Origin of the sequence: Candidatus Palauibacter australiensis (genome assembly GCA_026705295.1) — a bacterium.
Classification (GTDB): Bacteria; Gemmatimonadota; Gemmatimonadetes; order Palauibacterales; family Palauibacteraceae; genus Palauibacter; species Palauibacter australiensis.
In genome coordinates, this window is the sequence record JAPPBA010000078.1 from 23,400 (window position 1) to 46,531 (window position 23,132).

The 23,132-nt window shown below is 69.3% G+C and carries 19 protein-coding genes; 11 read left to right on the forward strand and 8 right to left on the reverse strand.

The features are described from left to right. Positions 1–148 precede the first annotated feature (148 nt). Genes OXN85_06005 through OXN85_06020 form a run of 4 tightly spaced genes read left to right on the forward strand, consistent with a single transcriptional unit; the run spans position 149 to position 5,081 of the window. On the forward strand, positions 149–1,345 hold the full coding sequence (locus OXN85_06005; GenBank protein MCY3599503.1) for a dipeptidase: 1,197 nt from the start codon (positions 149–151) through the stop codon (positions 1,343–1,345). A 32-nt stretch (positions 1,346–1,377) separates the two neighbouring features. Continuing rightward, positions 1,378–2,553 carry a fumarylacetoacetate hydrolase family protein gene (locus OXN85_06010; GenBank protein ID MCY3599504.1) on the forward strand — a complete coding sequence of 392 codons (1,176 nt, stop codon included), beginning with the start codon at positions 1,378–1,380 and terminating at the stop codon, positions 2,551–2,553. Beyond that, entirely contained in the window at positions 2,550–3,695 is a 1,146-nt protein-coding gene (locus OXN85_06015) for a fumarylacetoacetate hydrolase family protein (GenBank protein MCY3599505.1), read from the forward strand. The genes OXN85_06010 and OXN85_06015 overlap by 4 nt, the downstream gene beginning before the upstream one ends. 30 nt (positions 3,696–3,725) lie before the next feature. After that, positions 3,726–5,081, forward strand: coding sequence for an amino acid permease (locus tag OXN85_06020; protein ID MCY3599506.1), 1,356 nt, complete (start codon positions 3,726–3,728; stop codon positions 5,079–5,081). Here the strand turns inward: OXN85_06020 and OXN85_06025 are convergent. Beyond that, positions 5,047–5,577 (reverse strand): thioredoxin family protein, encoded by a 531-nt coding sequence (locus OXN85_06025; protein ID MCY3599507.1) that lies wholly within the window; start codon positions 5,575–5,577, stop codon positions 5,047–5,049. The two genes, OXN85_06020 and OXN85_06025, sit on opposite strands and share 35 nt — an antisense overlap. Before the next feature lie 113 nt (positions 5,578–5,690). On the opposite strand from OXN85_06025, the gene OXN85_06030 reads away from it, so the two are divergent. Both OXN85_06030 and OXN85_06035 read left to right on the forward strand, forming a co-directional pair. After that, positions 5,691–6,602, forward strand: a complete 912-nt coding sequence (locus OXN85_06030) for an arginine deiminase family protein (protein ID MCY3599508.1) — start codon at positions 5,691–5,693, stop codon at positions 6,600–6,602. Between the two features lie 24 nt (positions 6,603–6,626). Beyond that, complete coding sequence (locus tag OXN85_06035; GenBank protein MCY3599509.1) at positions 6,627–7,166, forward strand: SRPBCC family protein; 540 nt, start codon at positions 6,627–6,629, stop codon at positions 7,164–7,166. A gap of 48 nt (positions 7,167–7,214) precedes the next feature. On the opposite strand, the gene OXN85_06040 is transcribed toward OXN85_06035, so the two are convergent. Beyond that, positions 7,215–7,832 (reverse strand): MarC family protein, encoded by a 618-nt coding sequence (locus tag OXN85_06040; GenBank protein MCY3599510.1) that lies wholly within the window; start codon positions 7,830–7,832, stop codon positions 7,215–7,217. Positions 7,833–7,951: 119 nt separating this feature from the next. On the opposite strand from OXN85_06040, the gene OXN85_06045 reads away from it, so the two are divergent. Next, positions 7,952–9,403: a serine hydrolase gene (locus OXN85_06045; protein ID MCY3599511.1), complete on the forward strand. Its 1,452-nt coding sequence runs from the start codon at positions 7,952–7,954 to the stop codon at positions 9,401–9,403. Positions 9,404–9,437: 34 nt separating this feature from the next. Here OXN85_06045 and OXN85_06050 read toward each other — a convergent pair whose 3' ends face one another. Continuing rightward, positions 9,438–10,079, reverse strand: a complete 642-nt coding sequence (locus OXN85_06050; protein ID MCY3599512.1) for an MBL fold metallo-hydrolase — start codon at positions 10,077–10,079, stop codon at positions 9,438–9,440. 152 nt (positions 10,080–10,231) lie between these two features. Between OXN85_06050 and OXN85_06055 the strand changes: the two genes are divergently transcribed. From OXN85_06055 to OXN85_06070, 4 genes are all read left to right on the forward strand, one after another. Further along, complete coding sequence (locus OXN85_06055) at positions 10,232–11,587, forward strand: MATE family efflux transporter (GenBank protein ID MCY3599513.1); 1,356 nt, start codon at positions 10,232–10,234, stop codon at positions 11,585–11,587. 90 nt (positions 11,588–11,677) lie between these two features. After that, a complete protein-coding gene (locus OXN85_06060) occupies positions 11,678–12,526 on the forward strand; it encodes a GLPGLI family protein (GenBank protein MCY3599514.1) in 849 nt (282 codons plus the stop codon). After that, positions 12,523–15,408 (forward strand): TonB-dependent receptor, encoded by a 2,886-nt coding sequence (locus OXN85_06065; GenBank protein ID MCY3599515.1) that lies wholly within the window; start codon positions 12,523–12,525, stop codon positions 15,406–15,408. Before OXN85_06060 ends, OXN85_06065 begins: the two co-directional genes overlap by 4 nt. A gap of 25 nt (positions 15,409–15,433) precedes the next feature. After that, positions 15,434–16,519, forward strand: coding sequence for a heparan-alpha-glucosaminide N-acetyltransferase domain-containing protein (locus tag OXN85_06070; GenBank protein MCY3599516.1), 1,086 nt, complete (start codon positions 15,434–15,436; stop codon positions 16,517–16,519). Positions 16,520–16,534: 15 nt separating this feature from the next. On the opposite strand, the gene OXN85_06075 is transcribed toward OXN85_06070, so the two are convergent. From OXN85_06075 to OXN85_06095, 5 genes are all read right to left on the reverse strand, one after another. Next, complete coding sequence (locus tag OXN85_06075) at positions 16,535–18,952, reverse strand: molybdopterin-dependent oxidoreductase (GenBank protein MCY3599517.1); 2,418 nt, start codon at positions 18,950–18,952, stop codon at positions 16,535–16,537. Further along, positions 18,949–19,473 (reverse strand): (2Fe-2S)-binding protein, encoded by a 525-nt coding sequence (locus tag OXN85_06080; protein ID MCY3599518.1) that lies wholly within the window; start codon positions 19,471–19,473, stop codon positions 18,949–18,951. Before OXN85_06080 ends, OXN85_06075 begins: the two co-directional genes overlap by 4 nt. A gap of 69 nt (positions 19,474–19,542) precedes the next feature. Further along, positions 19,543–21,078 (reverse strand): tannase/feruloyl esterase family alpha/beta hydrolase, encoded by a 1,536-nt coding sequence (locus tag OXN85_06085; GenBank protein ID MCY3599519.1) that lies wholly within the window; start codon positions 21,076–21,078, stop codon positions 19,543–19,545. A 142-nt stretch (positions 21,079–21,220) separates the two neighbouring features. Continuing rightward, entirely contained in the window at positions 21,221–22,723 is a 1,503-nt protein-coding gene (locus OXN85_06090) for a M56 family metallopeptidase (GenBank protein ID MCY3599520.1), read from the reverse strand. After that, the gene (locus OXN85_06095) at positions 22,720–23,094 is read right to left on the reverse strand and encodes a BlaI/MecI/CopY family transcriptional regulator (GenBank protein ID MCY3599521.1); all 375 of its coding nucleotides are present in this window, start codon (positions 23,092–23,094) and stop codon (positions 22,720–22,722) included. Before OXN85_06095 ends, OXN85_06090 begins: the two co-directional genes overlap by 4 nt. Positions 23,095–23,132 lie beyond the last annotated feature (38 nt).

Below are 23,132 nucleotides of genomic sequence, written 5' to 3' on the forward strand. Positions count from 1 at the left end.
AAGATACCCGTGCGGGACGGGCGCCCGCACCTGCGTCCCGCCATGACGCCGCGCGGGACGCGGCATGGCTGGCGGCGCGCCGTCCGCCAAGCGAGAATCCATTGTAGGCTGTTTTGCCGCTGCGTTTGTCAACGGGAGTCGGTGCAAGATGATGGGAATTCTCACCCGGACGCCGGCGATGGCGGTCCTGAGCGCTCTCGGTCTCGGGCTCGCGGCCCCGGATGCGCGCGCGCAGGACGAACATTTCGAGATCGCGAAGCGCGTGCTTTCGAGCGTGCCCCTGTTCGATGGACACAACGACCTTCCCTGGGCGATCCGGAACGCGGACGCGCCGCGCAACGTCCGCGCCTACGACATCTCGCGCCCCACGCCGGGCCACACCGATCTCGCCCGCCTTCGGGCCGGCGGCGTCGGGGCCCAGTTCTGGTCCGTCTACGTCCCCTCCTCGGTCATGTGGGACGGCGGCGGCGCCCGCATGCAACTGGAGCAGATCGACATCGCACTCCAGATCATCTCCGATCACCGCGAGGACCTGGGGCTCGCGCTCACCGCGGCGGATGTGATGGACCAGTTCCACCGCGGCAAGGTCGCCTCGATGCTCGGCATGGAGGGGGGCCACGCGATCGAGAACTCGCTCGGCGCCCTGCGAGCCTTCTACGCGCTCGGCGTCCGCTACATGACGCTCACGCACAGCGCCAACCTCCCCTGGGCCGACTCCTGCTGCGCGCTGCCCGAACTCGGAGGACTCTCCGCCTTCGGCAAGGAGGTCGTCCGCGAAATGAACTGGCTGGGCATGCTGGTCGACATCTCGCACGTGTCGCCGGGAAGCATGCACGACGCGCTCGACGTGACCGAGGCGCCGGTCATCTTCTCGCATTCCTCCGCCCGGGCGGTAACGGACCACCCTCGCAACGTGCCGGACGACGTGTTGCGCCGGCTGCCGGAGAACGGCGGCGTGGTCATGGTCACCTTCGTCGAGTCCTTCGTGAACCAGGAGGTCGCCACCTACGTCGGCCCATCGGAAGGCCGCCCGCGCGCCACGATGGCCGATGTCGTGGCGCACATCGAGCACATCCGCGAGGTGGCGGGCATCGAACACGTCGCGATCGGGGGCGACTACGACGGCATCGACCGGGGGCCGGTCGGACTGGAGGACGTATCGACGTACCCCGCGCTGTTCGCCGAACTCTCCCGCCGCGGGTGGACCGAATCCGAACTTCGGGCCCTCGCGGCCGACAACCTGCTTCGCGTCATGCGGGCCGCCGAAGCGACGGCGCGCCGGCTCCAGGCCGAACGCGATCCCTCCATGGCCACGATCGAAGAACTGGATGGGCTGGTGCCTTGAGACCTGCCGTCCCCAACCGAGAGGAAAGACCCATGAGAACCGCACTGCGCAGACGAACTTCGACCGGACGGGCTCTTCCGCTTGGAGTGATCGCGGTCCTCTTCTCCGCGGCCTCCGTCGCCGCCCAGGATGTCGCGGGCATCGTCCTCGTGGAACCGTTCAAGGTGGGGACGTTCGCGATCAGGGACATCCCGCGCGTCGGTCTCGTGCTGCGTGACGCTTTCATCGTCGACATCGAACTGGCGAATGAAGTCCTCGAGCGGAACCGCGCGTATCCGAGGGTGCCGGCGCCGACGGACATGCTCGACCTCATCGGCCGCTACGAGTACGGACTCCAGCGGCGCCTGTACGAGATCGTCAACGAGACGGTGGCCTATCAGCGGCTCTCCGGCCCTACGCGAGCGGAATACGTCTACGACGTCGATGAGGTCCGGATCCTCCCGCCCATCATGTATCCGGGCAAGATCCTGAACGCGGCGAGCAACTTCTACAGCCGCGTCGCGGCGGACGCCCCCGAGGGGGAGAGAGAGGAAGCGGTTCGCCAGCGCCGTGAAGACCGGGGCGTGCCCTACCTCTACCTCAAGCCGTCGCGCGGCGCCGTGGTCGGGACCAGCGAGCGGATCGTGATTCCGCACGGCCGGAGCCAGACCGACTGGGAGGTGGAACTGGGCGTCGTCATGGGGCGGGCGGCGAAGTACGTCGCGTCCGAGGATGCCCAGGCGACCGTATTCGGGTACACGGTGACGATCGACGTGTCCGACCGCGGCGGACGTCCCCCGGGCGGCAATCCCACGACTTCGGACTGGCTGGTCGAGAAGGGGCACGACACGTTCGCGCCAATGGGCCCATGGATCGTCCCGAAGGAGTTTTACGGCGACCCGATGGAGATGCTGCGGCAGACGCTGGACGTCGGCGGCGAGCGCATGCAGGAGGCGACAGCGGGCGACATGATCCACTCGCTGTGGGAGTTGATCGAATACGCCTCCTCGATCGTGACGCTCTTCCCGGGCGACGTGATCAACCTCGGCACTTCCGGCGGGGTCGGCATGGGCGAGGCGCGATTCCTGCAGCCGGGGGATGTGGTCACGGCGACGATCGACGGGATCGGCACCATCGAGCTCCCCGTGGTGGAGGGGCCGGAGCCTCTCGGCGACATGGGCGTCCGGCTGCCGCCCGTTGGCGCCTACCGGCGGGATCCCGGCTCATGAGGACGCTCCTGGCCGCCGCGGCCCTGGCGTTCTCCGCTCCGCTGTCGGCCCAGGGAGGGCCGGAGATCGAGATCGCGGAGCCCTTCAAGGTGGGGACGTTCGAGATCGGCGGCGCTCCGCGCGTCGCCCTCGTGCTGCGGGACGCGCTCATCGTCGACATCGAGGAGGCGAACCGGGACCTCGAGCGTAACCCCGCCTATCCGCCCGTCCCGCCGCCGGCCGACATGATCGACCTCATCGGCCGCTACGAGTACGGGATCCGGCTCCGGCTGTACGAGATCGTCAACGACCTCGTGGCCCGGGGCGGGCTGTCCGGGAGCGGCAGGGCAGACTTCGTCCACGACCTCGGAGACGTGCGGGTCCTCCCGCCCATCATGTACCCCGGGAAGATCCTGAACGCGGCAGTCAATTTCTACAGCCACGTCAACGAGGCGGGCACCGACGAGGAGCGACGCGAAGCCCGCCGCCAGCGGCGCGAGAACCGCGGCGTGCCCTACCTCTTCCTCAAGCCGACGCGCGGCGCGGTGATCGGAGCCGACGACCGGATCGTGATCCCCTTCGGCCGGGACCGTACGGACTGGGAGGTGGAACTCGGCGCGGTGATCGGGCGCAGCGCCAAGTACGTGGATGCCCGCGATGCCCAGGATCACGTGTTCGGGTACACGGTGACGATCGACGTCTCCGACCGCGGCGGGCGGCCGCCCGGCGGCAACCCCATGACGTCCGACTGGTTCGTCGGAAAGGGTCACGACACCTTCGCGCCCATGGGTCCGTGGATCGTGCCCAAGGAGTTCTACGGCGATCCGATGGAGATTCTGCGCCAGACGCTGGATGTCGGTGAGGAGCGCATGCAGGAGGCGACCGCGGGAGACATGATCCACACCCTGTGGGAGCTGATCGAGTACGGATCCTCGATCGCGACGCTGTTCCCCGGGGACGTAGTCAACAACGGCACCTCGGGCGGGGTCGGCATGGGCACGGCGGTGCGCGGCGAGACTCGATTCCTGCAGCCCGGAGAGGTTGTCAGCGCCTCGATCGACGGCATCGGCACGCTGACGCTCGAGGTGGTGGCCGAGACGGAGCCTCCCGGCGGAACCGGCGCCCGGCTACCGGCCGTGAGGAGCTATCGAGGGAACCGCTAGCGTCGCAGCCACTCCGGCTCGGAGGAGCGGATGACGCCCAGGCCCGCGTTGGGGCTGTGGATGTGCACGGCCCTCGTCGTCGGGAGCATGGTGGGCTCGGGCGTCTTTCTGCTGCCCGCGTCGCTCTCTCCGTACGGGGGGATCAGCATCCTCGGCTGGCTGGTGAGCGCCGGCGGGGCCATGTGCCTGGCGCTCGTGATGGCCAGGCTGGGCGCGTTGATTCCGAAGGTCGGCGGCCCTTACGCCTTCGCCCGCGAGGGCTTCGGCGACTTCATCGGATTCTGGGTCGCGTGGTCCTACTGGATCTCGCTGCTCACGGCCAATGCCGCCCTCGCCGTGGCGACTGTGAGCTATGCCACCGTCTTCTGGCCCGTGCTGGGCGCTTCTCCCCTCGCCGGAGGCGTGGCCTCCCTCGTCGCGCTCTGGAGCCTGACGTTCGTGAACGCCTGGGGCGTGCGCGCGGCGGGGCACGTGCAACTCGTCACAACCGTGCTCAAACTCCTGCCGCTGGCCGCGATCGGCACGATCGGCTTCCTCTACTTCCAGCCCGAGCACTTCCGCCCGTTCAACCCCGCCGGGGGCAACCCCATCGCCGCCGTTACGGCGACGGTGACGCTTACGCTGTGGGCCTTCATGGGACTGGAGGCCGCGACCGTCCCCGCCGCCGACGTTCGGGATCCCGCGCGCACGATCCCGCGGGCCACGATTCTCGGCACCGTGATCGCGGCATTGATCTTCATCATCAGCACGTCCGCCGTGATGGGGATCATCGCGCCGGCGGACCTCGCCGTCTCCACCGCGCCCTTCGCGGACGCGGCCGGATCGATCTGGGGGAACGCCGGCCGGCTCGTGATCGGAGCGGGCGCCACGATCGCCTGTTTCGGCGCGCTCAACGGCTGGATCCTGCTCTCCGGCCAGCTTCCGCGGGCTGCCGCGCAGGATGGCCTCCTTCCCGCCGCCTTCGCGCGGCTCAGCCCGCGCGGCACGCCGTCCTTCGGGCTCATCTTCGCGGCGAGCGTCGCGACGATCCTAATCGCGATGAACTACACGCGCGGCCTCGTCCAGGCCTTCACCTTTCTCATCCTGCTCTCCACACTCGCGACGCTGCTCGCCTATGTGTTCGCGAGCGCGACCGCCCTGCTCTTCTCCGTGCGTGAGCGCTTCGCCGTGACGGTCGACGCGCGGGCGGCGCGGTCTCACGGCACGGCGCCCCCCGTGGGTCGGCTGATCGTGGCCCTCCTCGCCTTCGGGTTTTCCTTCTGGGCCATCGCCGGGGCGGGCCCGGAAATCGTGTTCTGGGGCTTCCTCCTGCTCGTGGCGGGCGTCCCCGTGTTTGTCGTGATGCGGGCGTTCAGTCGTCGGCGGCCGCGCGCTCGAGGACCCTGAGGAACTCGTCCAGCGCGGTGCGGCCCCTGTCCCGTGCGTAGTAGCGGCGCACCTCGCGATAGCGATCCGCCGGGTCGAGCTTCATCCCCTCCGTCATCACCCACTCCTGGATCGGGGTCGGCCGGGGGCCCCACCACCCACGCTCGCGGAAGGTTTCGTCGTAGACGATGAGGATCGGAATGGACCGGCTCGTCCCGTTCGTCAGATGGGCGTCCATCAGGTCCGGGTTCTCGTCCCGCAGGAGGACGCGCAATTCGATGTTCCCGGCGACCTCCGCCAGACGATCGAAGACGGGGAGGGTGTTGATCGCGTCGCCGCACCAGTCCTCGGTGAGCGCGATGACGTTCCACCGGCCGGGGATGGCGCGCGCCCGCTGCCGGGTCTCCTCGCCCACCGCCGCGCGGCGGGCCAGCGCGTGCCAGAGTTCGCGGTTCTTTTCGACCGTCTCCAGGTACTCGGAGAACGTCGAGGCGCTATGGAATCGGTTTCGGTTCAAGCTCGGGAACCCTCGTGCTGCGGTCCGTGCGCGGGCGGCGGAGCGGACGGCACCGGCGCTGTCGGCCCCGCTGCGGCCAGCGAAGGTACAGGCGCCCACGTAGCTTCAGCCAGATGAACGGGCGGGTGCAGACCGAAGCGAGGTTCGGGGTCTCCAGCATGGTGGCGCCGCTTCGGCGCGTGGCGATGCGCCGGCCGGGCCGGGCGACGCTGGAGGCGGATCCGGCGCGCTGGCACTACTCGGGGCCGATCGAGCCCGACCGGCTGCTTCGGCAGTACGACGCGATCGCCGAGTGCGTCGCCGCCTCCGGGGCGGAGATCGAGTGGATCGAGGTTACGGAGGACGACGGGCTCGCCGACGCGATGTTCCCCTTCGATCCCTCCTTCATGACGCCCGGGGGCGCCATCCTGCTGCGGCCCGGGAAGGCGTTGCGGCAGCCCGAAGTGGCGAGCCACGAGGCGCTCTACCGGCGTCTGGGCGTGCCCGTGATCGGCGCCATCGAGGCCCCGGGAGTCGCGGAAGGCGGGGATCTGATGTGGGTGGACGAACGCACGCTCGCGGCGGGGCGCGGCTTTCGCACCAACCAGGCGGGCATCGATCAGCTTCAGGCCACGCTCGCGCCGCTCGGGATCGAAGTCCGGGCGTTCGATCTCCCGATGTGGAACGGAAGCGCCGCCTGCCTGCACCTGCTCTCGCTCGTGAGTCCGCTGGACCGGGATCTTGCGCTGGTTTATCCCCGGCTCTTCCCGGTCGCGCTCCACGAGTTGATGCGCGAACGCTGCATCCGATGCCTCGAGGCGGGGGATGAGGAATTCGCGGCCTCCGGGGGGATGAATCTGAACGTTCTCGCCACGGCCCCGCGGCGCGGCATCGCGCTCGACGGATTCCCGGAGACGGTCCGGCTGATGAGGGACGCGGGCTGCGACGTCACGTGCGTCGACGGAGACGCGCTCTGCATCCCGTGCGAGGGCGGCCCGACGTGCCTCACGCTCCCCATCCTCCGCGACCCTCCGCCCCCCCCGTAACCCTTCCGCAACGGAAACCGTCCCATGAACCGCACCCTGAAGCGCATCATCATTGGCATGATTGTCGTCATCGCGGGACTGTTCGCGGTCGTCTACGGCGTCGGGCTTTCCCTGCCCCAGGACCATGTCGCGACCGTGAGGGCCGAGTTCTCCGCTTCGCCGGAGGCGATCTTCGCGACCATCGCGGACTACCGGGCCTACCCGGAGTGGCGTCCGTCCATCGAACGCGTCGAGGAACTCCCGGCCCGCGACGGACGCCCCGCCTGGGTGATGGTCGAGGCCACCGGCCCGCTTCCCATGGAGTTGACGGAGAGCGAATCCCCGAGGCGGCTCGTGACGACGATCCTCTCGGAGGGCATGCCCTTCGGCGGCCGCTGGATCTACGAGATCGAACCCGCGGCGGGCGGAGCGACCGTGACGATCACGGAGGAGGGGGAGGTGTACAGTGCCGTCTTCCGCTTCGTGAGCCGCTACATCATGGGCCACCACGCCTCGGCGTCGCTCTTCCTCTCGGACTTGGGCACGCACTTCGGCGAGAACGTCACGGTGGACATCGTCCGTTAGCCGATTCCGTTAGCCGATTCCGTCAGCCGATTCCGTCAGCCGATTCCGTCAGCCGACGAAGAACTCCCGGATGCCGGAGAGGCACATCTGGCAGCCGATGGCGAGCAGGATCAGGCCCGAGAAGCGCTCGAAGATCCTGACCGACCGGCGGCTCAGCGCGTGCGAGAGGAAGCTGGCCGCGAGGAGCACCGCGAGCACGCCCACCGACGCGACAAACACGGCGATGAGGGTAGCGACGGGGATCCCGATCAGCGCGCCGGCTTCATCGAGCGCCAGCGTGATCGCGGCGGTGATCGACGCCGGCCCCGCGATCAGCGGCATGACGAGCGGGACCCAGAGATGGTCCTCCGTCTCGCCCGGATCCCGGCGTACGCCCGTGATCCCGAACCCGGCGCCGCGCAGCATCTCGAGCGCGGCAAGGATGACGACGAGGCCGCCCGCCGTCCGGAACGCGGCGAAGCTCACGTCGAAGAGGCTCAGGATGCGCGCGCCGGCAACGGTGGCGACGGTGAGGACGATGAGCACGCCGACCGCGACCTTCACCGCCGCGCGCCGCAGTTCCGCACGCGAGAACCCGTCCGTCGCCGCGAAGAAGAAGGGCAGCTCGGCGAGCGGGTTCGTGAGCGCGATGAGCGCGATGGAGCCGTAGAGAATCTGGTCGATCACGGGGACACGATATTCCCGCCCGCCCGCCGGCGCGACCTGCGCACCCGTGGCCGGAAACGCGTGCGTCCCGCATGTTGGCAGGGTTCCAGGAACCTGTCGTCCGGACTCCGGGGGAAGCCATGAAACGCCTCACCTTCGCCGCCATCGCGCTCGCCCTGCTCGCACCGGCAGCCGCCGCTGCCCAGCAGGAGCGGTCCTACGATTACTTCGCTCCGCAGCGGGAGATGATCCAGCGCGGCGTCCAGGCCATCCTGCAGTGCAACGGCCTGTTCACGGGAGACCGGACGCTGGAGCAGGTGTTCGAGCAGGAACTCGCCTACCTGCGCGACCCGGTCGGGACGGCCGAGGGTGGCGACTACGTCGTCGACTGGGAGAGGAAGGCGGTCGCCATCGGCGAGCCCGGCACGACCCCGACCATGAGGGCCGCGTTCCGCGAAGGGATCGGGTGCGTGATCCTGTCGCCGGAGCAGACCTTCGATGACATCGACGACCTGCCGATCCTGACGACGGCCCGGGCGGGCGGCGACGCGGCGGGGGCGGCATGGCCGGACGGGGACCTCGTGATGAGCCGCCCGCTCCCGCGCGGCGTCGACCCGGTGGCCCTCGAGGCCGCGTCCGACTGGACGTTCGACCGCGAATCCCCGGAGCAGGTGACGCTCAGCCTCATCGTCGTCCACGACGGGGAGATCATTCACGAGCGTTACGCTCCCGGCGTCGACATGTTCACGAAGACCCGCACCTGGTCGACCGCGAAGAGCATCGCCTCGACCCTGATCGGCATGCTCGTCGACGAGGGGAAGCTGGCGCTCGACGAGCCCCTGCCCTTCGACTGGCTGCCCGAGAAGGCGGGCTCGCCGGAGAACGATCCCCGGCGGGAGATCACCCTCCGCCAGGTACTCAACATGTCCAGCGGACTCTATCCCGTGGACAGTTGGGGCATGGAGTACGCGACGGGGTCGGGCTTCTCCTACTGGGCCGGCGAGAGCTCGGTGCACGGCGCCCGCAACCGCTCGCTGATGCAGGAACCCGGAACGTTCTGGGACTACGAGAACTACGACACGCTGCTCGGCGTGTACGCGATGAAGCAGGTGATCGGCGACCCGCAGGCCTACCTCGAGTTCCCGCGGGAACGCCTCCTCGACAAGATCGGGATGCGGAACACACTCCTCAGCACGGACCGGTTCGGCGACTTCATCATGAGCAGCCAGATCTACACGACGGCCCGGGACCTGGCCCGCTTCGGGCTCCTCTACGCGCAGGACGGGATGTGGAAGGACGAGCGCCTGATCTCCGAGGAGTGGATCGACTTCGTGCGGACGCCGGCCCCGGCAACGTCCGAGACCGGAAACTTCTACGGCGGGCAGTTCTGGCTCGTGCCCGACAACCGCACGGACGTGCCGAAGGACGCCTACTCCACCGCCGGCAACCGCGGCCAGTTCGTCGTCATCGTGCCGTCGCACGACGTCGTCATCGTCCGGCGCGGGCTCGACTATGGCCGGCAGGGCTTCGACCGCTGGGACATGACGCGCGAGGTCCTGAAGGCCTTCGAACCCGTCGCCACGAACCCCTGACGCCACACGGCGCGGGGGTCGGGTCCGGCGGGGGTCAGACCCAGCGGCCGCCGTGGAGTTGGAGGACGAAGGGGTTGGTGTCGCGCTCGAGTTCCACGGTGGTCTCAGGGCCGTGACCGGGGTAGAGGCGGGTCTCGGGCGGTAGCGTCAGCACCTGCGTCCGGATGGACTCCATGAGCACGCCGTAGTTCCCGTTCGGGAGATCCGTCCGTCCGATCGACCCGCGGAAGATCACGTCCCCCACGATCGCTACCGGGTGTGACGTGGAGACGAACATCACGTGCCCCGGCGCGTGGCCGGGCGCGAACACGACCTCGAATTCCGAGCCGCCGAAGGCGATGTTCGTGCCGGGGACGAGGTCGATGTCGGGCGGCGGCGGCTCCGCGCAGGACACGCCGAAGACGAGGGCCTGGTTCGCGACGTTGTCGTAGAGCGATCGATCCAGGGGGTGGAGGTAGATGGGCGCCCCGGTCTCGGCCTTCGCCTCCTTGAGGCCGTCGATGTGATCCACGTGGGCGTGCGTGACAAGGAGCGCCGCGATGTCCAGGTCGCGGGCGCGCGCCTCGGCCAGCGCCTCCGGCGTCGCGGCGCCGGGGTCGACCAGAAGCCCGGTGCGGCCGTCCTCGCAGACCACGAGCAGCGTGTTCTGCGCGAACGGTCCACCCGTGAACGTCAGAATCTCGATGTTCTCCCCCTCGATCTGGCAGCCCGTGGCAAAGCCCCGCTGCGGGTGAGGCGGAGTCTATCCGCGGCGCTGCGGGGCGGCAACGGAATTCCGGTGGACCTGCCCGATTTGCGCGTCGCGAGGCGCCCGGCGATGATGCCGCGATGAACCTCGCACCCCGCCGCGCGGACCTCGCGCGCATGATGCGTCTGGCCCTCCCGATCGTGACCGTTCAGGTCGGCATCATGATGATGGGCGTGGTGGACACGCTCATGGTCGGCCGGCTGTCGGCGACCGATCTGGCCGCCGTCGGCCTGGGAAACATCTACTTCTTCCAGATCGCCGTGTTCGGGATGGGCGTGCTCATGTCCCTCGATCCCATCGTCGCGCAGGGCGTCGGTGCGGGCGACCATGAAGCCGCCGCGCGGGGGATACAGCGGGCGCTCGTCCTCACTCTTTTTCTGACGGCGATCACGTCCCTGCTCTTCCTGCCCGCCGCACGCATCTTCGCCCTCCTGCGGCAGCCCGCCGATGTCGTGCCGGTGGCCGGGGGCTACGCGCTGGGGTCGATCCTCGGGATGCTCCCTTTCTACGCGTTCGTCGTACTCCGGCAGAGCCTGCAGGCGATGCATCGGGTGGCGCCGATCGTGTGGACGATCGCGGGCGCGAACCTCCTGAACGCCTTTCTCAACTGGGTGCTGATCTACGGGAATCTCGGGGTTCCGCAGTTGGGGGCCGTGGGCTCGGCGTGGGGGTCTAGCCTGGCGCGCTGGTGCATGGCGGTCGCGCTTCTCTGGCTGTCCTGGCCCTCCATGCGTCCCTATCTGGGCCGCTTCCGGCGCGAGGCGCTCGACCGGCTTGCGCTCGCGCGCATGGTGCGGCTCGGCACCCCGATCGGCTTTCAGCAGCAGCTCGAGTTCGGAGCGTTCGCCGTGATCGGCGTCATGATGGGCTGGCTGGGCACCGAGGCGATGGCGGGGCACCAGATCGCGCTCACTCTCGCCGCGCTCACCTTCATGGTGCCGTTCGGGATCGCGGCCGCCTCCGCCGTGCGCGTCGGCCACGCCGTTGGACAGGAAAACATGGACGGGGCGCGCCGGGCCGCCGCCGCGGGGATCCAGCTCAGCGGCGTCTTCATGCTCGCGACCGCGGGCGCCTTTCTCGCCTTCCCGCGCTTCTGGGCCGGCCTCTACTCGCATGACGTCACGGTCGTCGCGATCGCCGCGTCCCTGATCCCGATCGCCGGCGTCTTCCAGGTCGCCGATGGCCTCCAGACCGTCGCGGCCGGCGTGCTGCGCGGCGCCGGAGACACCTTCACGCCATTCCTCGTCAACGCCCTCGGCTTCTGGCTGCTCGGCGTGCCGGTGAGCTACTTCCTCGCCTTCCGTGCCGACTGGGGCCCGCGCGGCCTGTGGTGGGGCCTGGCCGCCGGACTTGCCGCCGTGGCCGTCCTCCTCTTCGCCCGCCTGCGGCAAGCCCTGGGCCGCGAGGTGCGCCGCGTCGCCATCGACGCGCCCTGACTTTCAATCGGTCACGGACGACTCTCTACAACGTGACCATGGCGCCGTGTGTCCGATCTAATGGATGACGGACGGCAAGCGACGGGTTCCATGAGTACACGACAAAGATTCCTGCGACGGTTCCAGCTTTTCCTTCTCGCGGCCCTTCCCGGCGCCCTTTGGGGCTTCGCGCCGGCGGCGCAGGGCGCGCAGGCGGCACCGGCCGGGAGCGTTCACTACCTGCGCTCCGTGCAGTTCGACTTCGAGGTGCCCGAGCGCATGGCGGCGTTCCGCGACCGCCTCGCGGCGCTGAACACCGCCTCAATGGTGCTCCGCTTCGACGGCGCCCGATCCATCATGATGCCGGACCCCGATGAGGAAGCGGCGCCCCCCCGCGGTGGCGCCCGCGACTCGGACCGGATGGATCGCCGCGCCCTCGGGATGGCGCTGCGGTTCAGAATGGGATCGGCCTCCCGCAGCGATCAGGAGGATGTGGTGCAGGCCTATATGGACTTCGGGAGCGGCGCCATGACGGAGACCCGCGAGTTCATGGGGCGCACGTTTCTGATCTCCGGAGACCGGCCTGCGTATGCGTGGAAGCTCGGGACCGAACAGCGCGAGTTCCTCGGTTACATGGTGCAGCAGGCGACGGCCGTCCACGACGGATCGGAGATCGAAGCCTGGTTCACGCCCCAGATCCCGGTGCAGGCGGGCCCCGGCCAGTACGGCGGGCTTCCCGGCCTCATCCTCGTGCTTTCGGTCGACGGCGGAGACCTCCTCTACTCGGCGACCGAGGTGAACCTCGACGGCCCTGGCAACGTCGCGATCGCCCCGCCGACGGACGGGGAGATGGTCACGCGCGAGGAGTACGAGGCCCTCGTGGCGGAGAAGCTCGAGGAAATCCGGGCCACGCGCGGGGCCGGCAACCGGCGCCGTCCCTTTGACGGGGGGCTCCGATGAGGCGGCTCGCACGGATGGGTTCGACCCCGGCGTTTCGGTCGCGGCCGGCGCGGATTCTGACGCTGCTGGCGGCGGTGCTCGCGTTCGTGGGCCTTTCTCCCTCTCCCATCGAGGCCCAAGCGGAGTACACGGTGAGCGGCGTGATCGCCGACACGGACGGCGCGGGCCTCAGCGGCGCCATGGTCGTGGCGCTGGCGAAGCCCGACTCGGTCCTCACGCGATTCACGACCTCCAACGGCGACGGCGTTTTCGCCCTCGGAGATCTCGGACCCGGCGAATACATCCTGCAGGTCACCCTGCTCGGATACGGCACGGTGCGGCAGGACCTCTCCCTCGCCGGCGAGGACGTGAACGTCGGCACCATCAACCTCGACGTGATGGCGGTGGAGGTGGATCCGCTCGTCGTCACCCTCGACCACGTCCCCTTCCTCAACCGGCGGGATACCCTCGGCTACAACGCGCTCGCCTTCCGGACGCGGCCCAACGCCACGGTGGAGGACCTCCTCCGCCAGCTTCCGGGCATCGAGGTCGAGAACGACGGATCGATCACGGCGCAGGGCGAAGAAGTCGAGAACGTCCTCGTCGATGGGAAGGAGTTCTTCGGGGGAGACCCCACGATGGCGACCCAGAACCTGCCCGCCGAGGCCGTGGACCGCGTGGAGGTCTACGACAAGGAATCGGACATGGCCGAGTTCACGGGCATCGCCGATGGCGAGGAAGAGCGGACGATCAACCTTGAACTCAAGGACGAGGCGCGGTCGGGCTACTTCGGCCGCACGTCGGGCGGACTCGGGGCGGACGTGGACAACGCGTCCGCGGCGCCCGGATTCGGCGAGTCGGTGGCCGCGCGGCGGCTGGCCGGCGGCGAAGCCGGGACGGTGGCCGGCGGGATTCCGTACGCGGGCGCCCTGTCGATCAACCGCTTTTCGCCCACGACGCAGCTCGCCCTGCTCGGGAGCGCGAACAACGTGAACCAGGCCGGGTTCGGGTGGGGCGACGCCATGTCTTTCGGCGGACGGGACTTCGGCCGCGGCGGCGGGGGCGACGACGGGCTCACCGAGACGCGCATGCTGGCGTTCAACGTCAACCACGACTTCGGCGGGAACGACGACCACTGGATCCGGACGAGCTACCGCATCAGCACGCTCGACAACTTCCAGAACGAGACGCGCCAGCAGGAGCAACTCCTCGGCACGAGCGCCTCATCCCTCGTCGACCGGGCCACGCGCACGGACACCGAGAACTCGTCGCACCGCGTCAACCTGAACTCTCAGTTCACGCTCGCCGAGGGCCACGAACTGCGGCTGCGCGGGAATCTGAACACCCGCGCCTCCCTCCTCGACCGCATCGACTTCCAGGACACGCGCTCGGGCACGGGACAGTTTCTCACGGCCGCGGCAACGAACTACGACGTGGACAGCGATGACGTGGGCGGCGATGCCCGGCTCACGTGGCGCAAGCGGCTCGACGACAGCGGGCGGAGCCTCTTCGCGGAGGCCCGGGTGAACCTCAGCGACTCGGACCGCCTGACGAACCTCGCGTCGTCGATCGAGGGCAACGTCGAGAACCCGCGGGCACGGGTCGGCGACGTACTCCAGGAACAGACGAATCTCGGCCAGACGCTGACGCACTCCGTCCGCCTCTCGATGACCCAGCCCATGCCCTGGGAGTCCATGCTCGAGGTCTACGGGGAGCGGAGCGCGACCGCCGAGGACGAGAACCAGTCGGTGTTCGACATCGGGCCTGACGGCCGCACGCTGAACCCTCTGCTCACCTCCGGGTTCGAGCGGACGTACAGCTATCTGCGTGGGGGTTTTCGCTTCAACCGCACGAGCGAGGCCGGGCGGCTCGTGCTCGGACTGCGCCTGCAGGGCTCGAACCTGGAGGGGACGATCCTCGACCGCAGCGAGGAGATCGCCAACGGGTACACGCACGTGCTGCCCAACGCCGAGTACCGGATGCAACTCGACGATATGCGCACGCTCCAGTTCCGGTACTCGACATCGACGCGCGAACCGCGCATGACGGATCTCCAGCCCTTCGTCGACAACCGCGATCCGCTGCGGATCCGGGTGGGGAACCCGGACCTGCAGCCCGAATACACGCACCGCCTGCGGACGGAGTACCGTTTCTTCGACATGTTCAGCTTCGTGAACCTGTTCACGTGGGCGAACGTCAGCGTCACGACGAACGACATCGCCCAGTCCCGAACGGTGACGCAGCGGGGGCTTCAGACGATCTCGCCCGTCAACCTCGGCAGCGCATGGTCGGCGAACGGCGGCGCGAGCTTCGGGACGCCGCTGCGCTGGATGGGCGGGCAGGTGGACCTGAACTATAGCCTGGGCTACTTCAGTTCGAACGAGTTCGTGAACCAGGTCGAGAACCGGAGCCAGTCGCTGGAGCACACGTTCGGGGTCGAACTCGAGAACCGCGCCAAGGAGGACTACGACGTGCGCGGCGGCGCCAAGCTGACGCTGAGCGACGTCAGCTATTCCCTGAACGAGGAGTTGAACGAGGACTACGTCAACTCGACGCTGTACGGGAGCGCCGACTTCTACCTCGGGGCGTGGACGCTGGGTACGGAGTTCCAGTGGCGGCTCTACGACCAGGACCTGTTCGGCCCGGGGCGGAACGTCGCGCTGTGGGAGGCTTCCCTGCAGCGCCGCATCCTCAACGACCAGGCCGAGATCCGGCTGGTGGCGTTCGACCTTCTGGGCCAGAATCAGGGGGTGACGTACACGAACTCGCCCGGCTTCATCCAGGAGCGCCGGGTCGAGTCGCTCACGCAGTACGTGATGCTGAACTTCACCTGGTATCTCGGGAACCGCTCCATGGCGAGCGGGGGTGGCAGGGGTCGCGGAGGGGACCGGTTCCGCAAGTAGGCCGCCAGCACAGCACGAGGTCGTCATGACCGAACCGACAGGCGGGCGCGTCGTCTCGCTGGACGCGTTCCGGGGCCTGACGATCGCGGCGATGATCCTCGTCAACAACCCCGGGAGTTGGGCCTACGTCTACGCGCCCCTCGCCCACGCGGAGTGGCACGGGTGGACCCCGACCGACCTCATCTTCCCCTACTTCCTCTTCATCGTCGGGGTCGCGCTCCCCTTCTCCTTCTCGCGCCGCCTTGCCGAAGACGCGAACCGGGGTCGGCTGTTCCGGCACGTGGTGCGGCGCTCGCTCATCCTCATCGGACTCGGGCTTGCGATGCGGGCGATTCCGGACTTCGACCTGTTCGACATGCGCCTCTACGGCGTGCTGCAGCGGATCGGACTCGTCTACTGCGCGGCGGCGGCGCTCTACCTGTGGGGGTCCGCGCGCGTGCGGTGGATCGCGGTGGGGGTGCTCCTCTTCGGATACTGGGCGCTCGTCGCGGGGGACCTGACGCCGGACGGGAATCTCGGGGCCCGCATCGACCGGTTCGTCATCGGAGACCGGCTATGGCAGGGGACGTGGGATCCGGAGGGACTCCTCTCGACGCTGCCAGCCATCGGGACGTGCCTCCTGGGGATCTTCTGCGGCGAGTGGCTGCGGTCGGACCGCTCCGGCCGCGAGATCTCGCGCGGAATGTGGATCGTCGGCGCCTGGTTCGTCGTGCTGGGATTCCTGTGGGACACGGTGTTCCCGATCAACAAGAACCTGTGGTCGAGTTCCTACGTGCTCTTCACTGCCGGGACGGCGCTCCTCCTGTTCGGCGCCATGTACTGGCTCATCGACGTGAAGCGGCTGCGCGGGTCGTGGGTGACGCCATTGGTCGTGTACGGGATGAACTCGATCGCCGTGTTCGTCGCCTCCGGCATGCTCGCCAAGACTCTCGCCCGGATTCGGGTCGGGGGCGACGGGGGCGTACCGCTGAGCGCATGGCTGTACGAGAACGCGTTCCGGTCGTGGGCGGGCGACTACGGCGGGTCGCTCGCCATGGCGCTGGCCCAAGTCACCTTCTGGCTGGGCATCATGTGGCTGCTCCACCGCCGCGGCACCTACATCAAGATCTGACCTGAGCGGGAGAGCCTACACTCCCGCCGCCGTGAGTTCCGCGACGACGCGTTCGGGGCGCAGGGGGATGCGGCGCATGCGCACGCCGGTCGCGTCGTGGATCGCGTTCGCGATGGCCGCCGGAACGGTGCGGTGCGAGGGCTCGCCCGCTCCGTAGTGCGGCAGGTCCGGCCGGTTCGGGTTCGGGTCGCCGTTCACGATCGCGACATCGATCCGCTCGGGCGCGTCCCGGTGCGTGATGGTCGGGTGCGTGCGCCAGTCGACGCTCGTCACCCTCTCGCCGTCGAACTGCACTTCCTCGAACAGCGTCCGGCTGATCCCGTGCAGGAGATTCCCCTGGATCGTGTTCTCCAAGCCGTCGGGATTGATCACGAGGCCGCAGTCGTGCGCGCAGACCATGCGCTTCACCCACACGCGCCCGCTCTCCCGGTCGACCTCGACCTCCGCGACCGTGGCGACGGCCGTCTGGACGCGGTACGCGTACGAGATCCCGCGCCCGGTGAGGATGCGCCCGCCTCCCGGCGCGCGGGGCGAGGGTCGCGGATCCCAGCCGTACGCCTCTGCCGCCGCCTCCACGACGGCGATGGAGCGGGCCCGGCGGAAGGTCGCGTCGTCCTCCGTCGTCCCGCGCAGGAGGCGGAGGCGGAACTCGACCGGGTCGGCGGTCGCGGCCGCCGCCATCTCGTCGATGAACGACTCCCCGGCAAAGGTCGTCTGCGGGCCGTTCGGATCGCGCAGGTTGCCGGTGCGGAGCGGCGTCTCGAAGGCGAGCGAGAAACGGACGGCCCGCGTCTCCTCCCGACGGTTCGGGATGTGGTACATCTCGTCCGGGCCCCGGCCGCCGCCGGGGGACGGCCGCTCGGGCCGGATCCCCATGAGCTGGGCGATGAGGACGGTGTCCGCCTGGTTGTAGCCGACGTGCGCGTAGTTCGCGATCCGGGCTCGATAGTCGAGCGCGACCACGTCGCCGGCATCATCCAGCCCCCCGCGCAGATCGATGGCGAATGCCGGGCCCTTCGTATCCCACGCCGTCTCCTCGTGCCGCATCCACTGCACCCGGACGGGGCGGCCAAGCTCCCGGGCCAGGTACGCCGCCTCGAAGCCCGCGTCGTCCGCCGCCGTGCGCCCGTAGAGTTGCGGACCCTCCATCCAGATCACCCGCACCCGCTCCGGCGGCATGCCGAGGAACTCGGCGATCCCCGTGCGGTGGCTGTAGGGCTTCATGTCGTTCGTGTAGACCGTCATCTGCCCGTCCGAGGGGTCGGCCACGGCGTGGGCGGGCCCGATCGCGGTGTGTCCCTGGAAGGGGATGTCATAGCCGGCTTCGACGACCGTCGCCGCACCCGCCAGCGCCGCGTCGGGATCCCCCTCCACGCGGGGACGGGGAGATGTTCCGGTCCCCGCGCCGACCGGGGTCGCGCCCCGCATGTAGTCGAACAGGTCCTCGGAGGACGGGAAGGGCGCCGTTTCCGGCTTCTCCCATTCGAGGGCGAGGCTCTCCGCCGCTTGGATCGCCTGTTCCTCCCGCTCGCAGACGACCGCGACGTAGTTGCCCTCCCGGACGAGGCGGATGAAGCCGGGGACGTCGCGGACGGAGGATTCGTCGACGGAGACGAGCCGCGCGCCCGCGAAGGGCGGCCGCACGTTCCGCGCGTGGACCATGCCGGGGAGTTTGACGTCGACCGCCCACTCGAGCGACCCGTCGACCTTGGCCGGGATGTCGTACCGGGGGAGGGACTGCCCGACGATCCTCAGCTCCTGGACCGGCTTCACGTCGGCGAGACCGGTGGTTTCGTTGACGTTCCGTCCCGTGAGGGCGACATCGAAGCGCCGGCCGCCGATCAGGTCGCCGTAGGTCGCCGTGCGGGCGGGATCGGCGGCGACGGAGATGACCCCCTCGCTGACGGTGAGTTCGTCGGCGGGGACCTCAAAGCGCTCCGAGGCCAGCTCCAGCAGGACGCGGCGCGCTTCCGCCGCGACCCGCCGCGCCGGCAGCGCGTCACGTTCGATGGCATCGGAACCGCCCGATCCGCCCTGGTCGACCGTCATGTCGGTGCGGCCCATGACGAGCGACGCCCGGTCGTAGGCGAGGTCGAGTTCGTCGCACATCATCTGCCGCATGGCGGTCCCGGTCCCCTGCCCGCCGTCCGTCTTGCCGACGTAGAAGGTCGCCGTGCCGTCCTCGTGCACGACGAGCCAGGAGTCGAGCTGGAGGAAGTCCGGATCCGGATACGGGTTCGCCTCATCGGGGTCACGGGAGCCGTTCCGGCCGAGGCCGGCCACACCGATGCCGCCGGCGCCGCTGAAGCCGACGCTGCTGAAGCCGAGGACGAACAGCCCCGAGGTCTTCAGGAAGTCCCGGCGGGACGTGCTTCCCTCCCAAGGGGCGAGGGCCTCGTCGACCCCCGCAGGGAACTCCGGGGCGCGCCTCACCGTCCCACCTCCCCGGCGGCCCCCGCCGGCTCATCCACGCCGTCGGCCCCGCCGTCCCCGTTCGCCATCGCCTCCGCGGCGCGCCTCACGGCGGACTGGATGCGGTAGTACGTCATGCAGCGGCAGAGGGCGCCGTTCATCCCCTGCCGGATCTCCTCGTCGCTCGGGTCCGGGTTGCGGTCGAGGAGCGCCTTGGCCGTGAGGATCTGGCCGTTCTGGCAGTACCCGCACTGCGGCACCTGCTCGTCGATCCACGCCTGCTGCACGGGATCCAGTTCGCCGCCGGCCGACAGCCCCTCGAGCGTGACGATCTCGCCCTCGGCGCGGGACACCGGTCGCATGCACGAGCGGATCGCGCGGCCGTCCATGAGGACCGTGCACGTGCCGCACTGGCCGAGGCCGCAGCCGAAGCGGGGCCCGCGGAGGCCGAGGTCGTTCCGGAGGACGTAGAGCAGCGGGGTCGAGGGTTCCACGTCGAGCGCATGCGTCTCGCCATTCACTCTGAGCGTGACTTCGCTCATCGAATCACTCCCTTCTTCAACTTCTCCGACCTCGGCCACGACCTCGGCCGCGACCTCCGCGATCACGGCCTACGGTGCGACGCACTCGAAGCTGTCTTCGCGCCTCGGATCCCCGGTGCCGTTGTAGGCGGCGTGGGCCGGCCACGGGCACACGGGCCGCTGCATCTCGACACCGTTCTCGCCCTCGCCGAACTTGGTCGCGACGAGCCGCTCGGGGGTCTCGTCCTCCTCCACCCACGACTGGATGGCGGCGATCCAGTCGACGAAGTCGGGCCCCGGGCCGCCGGCGCAGTGCAGCACGCCGGGCAGCATGAACAGCCGCGTGTAGTCGTCCGCGTCGTCGTCTCCGGCGGCCACGCCCTCGTAGTAGGCGATCGTTCCGCTGGCGGGGATCGCCGAGTCCGACCAGCCGGTCCACAGGATCAGCTTCCCGCCCGCCGTCTTGAACGCGCCCAGATCCGTGTCCGTCGCGTTGAGGATCGAGCGGGCGCGGCGCGTGTCCTCCTCCCACGAGAAGTAGTCGCTGAAGTCGTAGGTGCTGTAGTCGAACTCCGGATCGTCGAAGATGATGTACTTGTACATCTGCGTGCCGAAGGCGTATTGGAGGTTGGGCCCGGCCGGACCCAGCTGCATCTCGCGCCCCGTGACCCAACCCCTCCATCCGCCCGGGTCGGTCTCGCCCCCGAACGGGAAGCCGGGGTAGATGTGCCGGTCCCCTGCGCGGGCGCCGCCGTAGATCACCTCCGCGGCCGCCCGCTGTTCGTCGGTCAGTCCCTCGATCGAAGCGAGGTCGATCTCGCAGGCCATGGGGTTCGTCATGAACCCGTCCTCCACGCCGTCGTTCCCGTCGCACGCCTCGAGGATCGCGGCTTCGAGGATGGCCGCGGCCTCGTCCGTGATCACCGGGGTCGCGAGGTCGTTCGGATCGGGATATAGCGCCTGCTGGGTCTGGAGGAAGAAGGCGCCGAGTCCGGGCCAGTCGTAGGCCGGAGCCCCGGACACGATGCCGTCGAAGTCGTCCGGATAGCGCTGCGACGACATCATCGCCTGGCCGCCGCCGCGCGAGCATCCGATGAAATAGGAGTACTCGATGTCACGGCCGTAGAAGAGACGGACGATCGTCTTCGCCGTCTGCGCCGTCACGTGCACCGCCCGATGGCCGAAGTTCACCTCGCGGTCGGGCCGGTTCAGCGCCCAACTCGCGTCGATGCCCGGGCCCTGGTGTCCCGTGTCCGTCCCCACCGTGGCGAACCCGCGGGTCAGGACCGAGACCGGCCCCGCGAACTGGAGCGCCTGGTTCTGGACGCTCCCCACGAACCCGCCGCCGCCGCCCATGAGGAATCGGCCGTTCCAGTCCTCGGCCAGGGGGAGGAGGAGTTCGAAGTGGATCTCCTCGTCGATCGTCCCGCGCACGCGGCAGTGCGCCGGGTCGCTCGCGCCGGCCTCGACCTCCGTCACCTCATCGAGGACGAAGCCGCTCCACGAGGTGGCGGTCAGTTCGTCGCACGTAAGGGCGGGGACGAGGTCGACGGCGGGGGCGGGGACGAAGGCGGTCAGGGTCAGGACGGCGGCGGACGAAACCGCGAGGCGGCGCGTCGGAGTCATGTGTCTTCCCCGGGTCGGAGTGTCCCGCGACTGGCGCCTCCGGGCCCGACCCTCGGGTCAGGGCTCGGAGGCGCGATCGAACGGAGTTACGGTGCCGTCGAGGACGCCGGGCCGCAACGGTCTCCGGGCCCGGGGTCGGGGATCAGCGCGGCTTGTCGGACCAGCGCAGACGGACGCTACGGGCCTCCATGTGGGTCCGTAGCATTCGCTCCGCCTCCTCGTGCGTGATATCGCCTGCCTCGACGGCCGCGTGGAGCCGGTGGACCTCCATGGCCAACTCGGTGGTCATCTCCTCCAACCTCGGGAGTGACTCCCCGATGCGCTCCGCCGCACGCTCAAGATCCATCATCCCGCTCTCGAGGTTCAGCCAAAGATCCCTGGGGATGGCCTTCTTCGTGATTTGGCCCGACTGCAGATGCTCATCCAGTATCGCGCGTGTGATTTCCATTTCGTGCTCGGCGCGCTCGAGCGTCCTGCGGATGCGCGCTTCGACTTCCGGATCGAGGTCGATCGCCCGGAAGACTCCGTCTTCGTTCACGAACCCGACGCCTGCTTCCGGATCGACCGCCCACTTGCCCGAGTGGACCAGGTAGGTTCCACCTTCGTCCACGTACCCGATCTCCCCTTCCAGATTGGCGCCCGCCTCGGGGCCGGCAGTTTCCGAGCTAATGACGCCTTCCGCGCTCACGACTCCCTCGACGCGCGAGGCGCGCTCGGGGTCGACCGGGCTTTGCGGGATCGGGGTGTCGCAGGCCAGGGCGAACAGGCCCAACCCGGCTGCGGCGGTGAGGATGGAAGCCCGGATTCGGGGCTTCCTCGTCGCGGTCTTGATCATCATGAGTCTCCTTTCGATTACCGGGTGGCCGCCGCGGATCAGGGCCGGTGCCGGATCCGGCGTCCGCCGGCACCCGGCGGCGACCGTTAAGAGAAGGCGCGCATAGCTTCGCACGGAGGCGCCGCGGGCCAGCACGCGGCGGTCGCAGTCCCCTTCCACGGCGAGCCGGAGCCTGGCGAGCGACCACCAGACGGCCGGATTCCAGGGCGAGAACGCCGCGAGCAGGAGCCCCGCCGCCAGGAGGACCGGATCGCGCGCCCGCACGTGTTCCCGTTCGTGCAGCACGACCATCTCGAGTTCCTTCTCTCCGAGACCGAAGGACCACGACGGCAGGACGATCCGGGACCGGATCAGCCCCACGACGGCCGGCCCGAACTTCTCCGACCGCAGAACTTCCTCGCCGCAGACGTCCCGAGGCTCCCATGTCGCGCGCAGACGCCGCAGCCGGAGGCAGATCAGGGCGAAGAGGATGAGGACGACGGCTGAACCGGCGACCCAGAGAGCTCCGAGGGAGTCCTCGATGCCGATTCCCCCGAGGAAGCGCCCGCCCTGCACGGGAAGCGAGGGAGCCGCCGTTCCGAGTTCGTACAGGGCGCCGACGGGAAGGGCGAAGGGTCCGGGACCGCCCGCGGTTGCCGCGGCGGGAAGGAGTCGGGGAAGAAAGGGCGCGAGCGCGCCGACGCCGAGGGCGCCGATCCAGACCCACCGGGTCGGCCGCCCGAGGGCCCGCAGACCGCGATCGAGGAACCACGCGGCCCCACCCACGAGGCCCGCGACGATCAGCCCGTACATCATCGTGGCCAGAGTCACAGCTCACCCTCCTCCAACTCGTCGAGGATCCGCCGCATGCGCTCCAGTTCCTCCGGCGAGACCTCCCGTCCCGAGATGAGCTGGGCGAGGACGAGTTCCGCCGATCCGCCGAAGATCTTGTCCCGGATGCGGGCCAGGGCCGTCTCCCCAGCGGTCTCGGAGGCGACGAGCGGGAAGTAGCGGTACGCGCGACCCTCCGCCTCGTGCCGGACGGCGCCCTTCTTCTCCAGGATCTGGAGGATCTTGAGAACGGTCGTGTAGCCGACCTCGTCCTCGAGTGCCTCCATGACCTCGCTCACGGAGCCGGACCCGTGGCGCCACAGGACGCTCATGATGTCCAGCTCCCGGTCGCTGAATGTCGGATCCCTCAAGGCTTCACCTCCTCCTGCCAGCGCCGTGGCAGCGTCCC

Coding starts and splice junctions, on each gene's coding strand:
- OXN85_06005 (MCY3599503.1), top strand. CDS start 149: ATGATGGGAATTCTCACCCGGACGCCGGCGATGGCGGTCCTGAGCGCT.
- OXN85_06085 (MCY3599519.1), bottom strand. CDS start 21,078: ATGACTCCGACGCGCCGCCTCGCGGTTTCGTCCGCCGCCGTCCTGACC.
- OXN85_06065 (MCY3599515.1), top strand. CDS start 12,523: ATGAGGCGGCTCGCACGGATGGGTTCGACCCCGGCGTTTCGGTCGCGG.
- OXN85_06060 (MCY3599514.1), top strand. CDS start 11,678: ATGAGTACACGACAAAGATTCCTGCGACGGTTCCAGCTTTTCCTTCTC.
- OXN85_06035 (MCY3599509.1), top strand. CDS start 6,627: ATGAACCGCACCCTGAAGCGCATCATCATTGGCATGATTGTCGTCATC.
- OXN85_06080 (MCY3599518.1), bottom strand. CDS start 19,473: ATGAGCGAAGTCACGCTCAGAGTGAATGGCGAGACGCATGCGCTCGAC.
- OXN85_06015 (MCY3599505.1), top strand. CDS start 2,550: ATGAGGACGCTCCTGGCCGCCGCGGCCCTGGCGTTCTCCGCTCCGCTG.
- OXN85_06030 (MCY3599508.1), top strand. CDS start 5,691: ATGAACGGGCGGGTGCAGACCGAAGCGAGGTTCGGGGTCTCCAGCATG.
- OXN85_06010 (MCY3599504.1), top strand. CDS start 1,378: ATGAGAACCGCACTGCGCAGACGAACTTCGACCGGACGGGCTCTTCCG.
- OXN85_06070 (MCY3599516.1), top strand. CDS start 15,434: ATGACCGAACCGACAGGCGGGCGCGTCGTCTCGCTGGACGCGTTCCGG.
- OXN85_06045 (MCY3599511.1), top strand. CDS start 7,952: ATGAAACGCCTCACCTTCGCCGCCATCGCGCTCGCCCTGCTCGCACCG.
- OXN85_06055 (MCY3599513.1), top strand. CDS start 10,232: ATGAACCTCGCACCCCGCCGCGCGGACCTCGCGCGCATGATGCGTCTG.
- OXN85_06020 (MCY3599506.1), top strand. CDS start 3,726: ATGACGCCCAGGCCCGCGTTGGGGCTGTGGATGTGCACGGCCCTCGTC.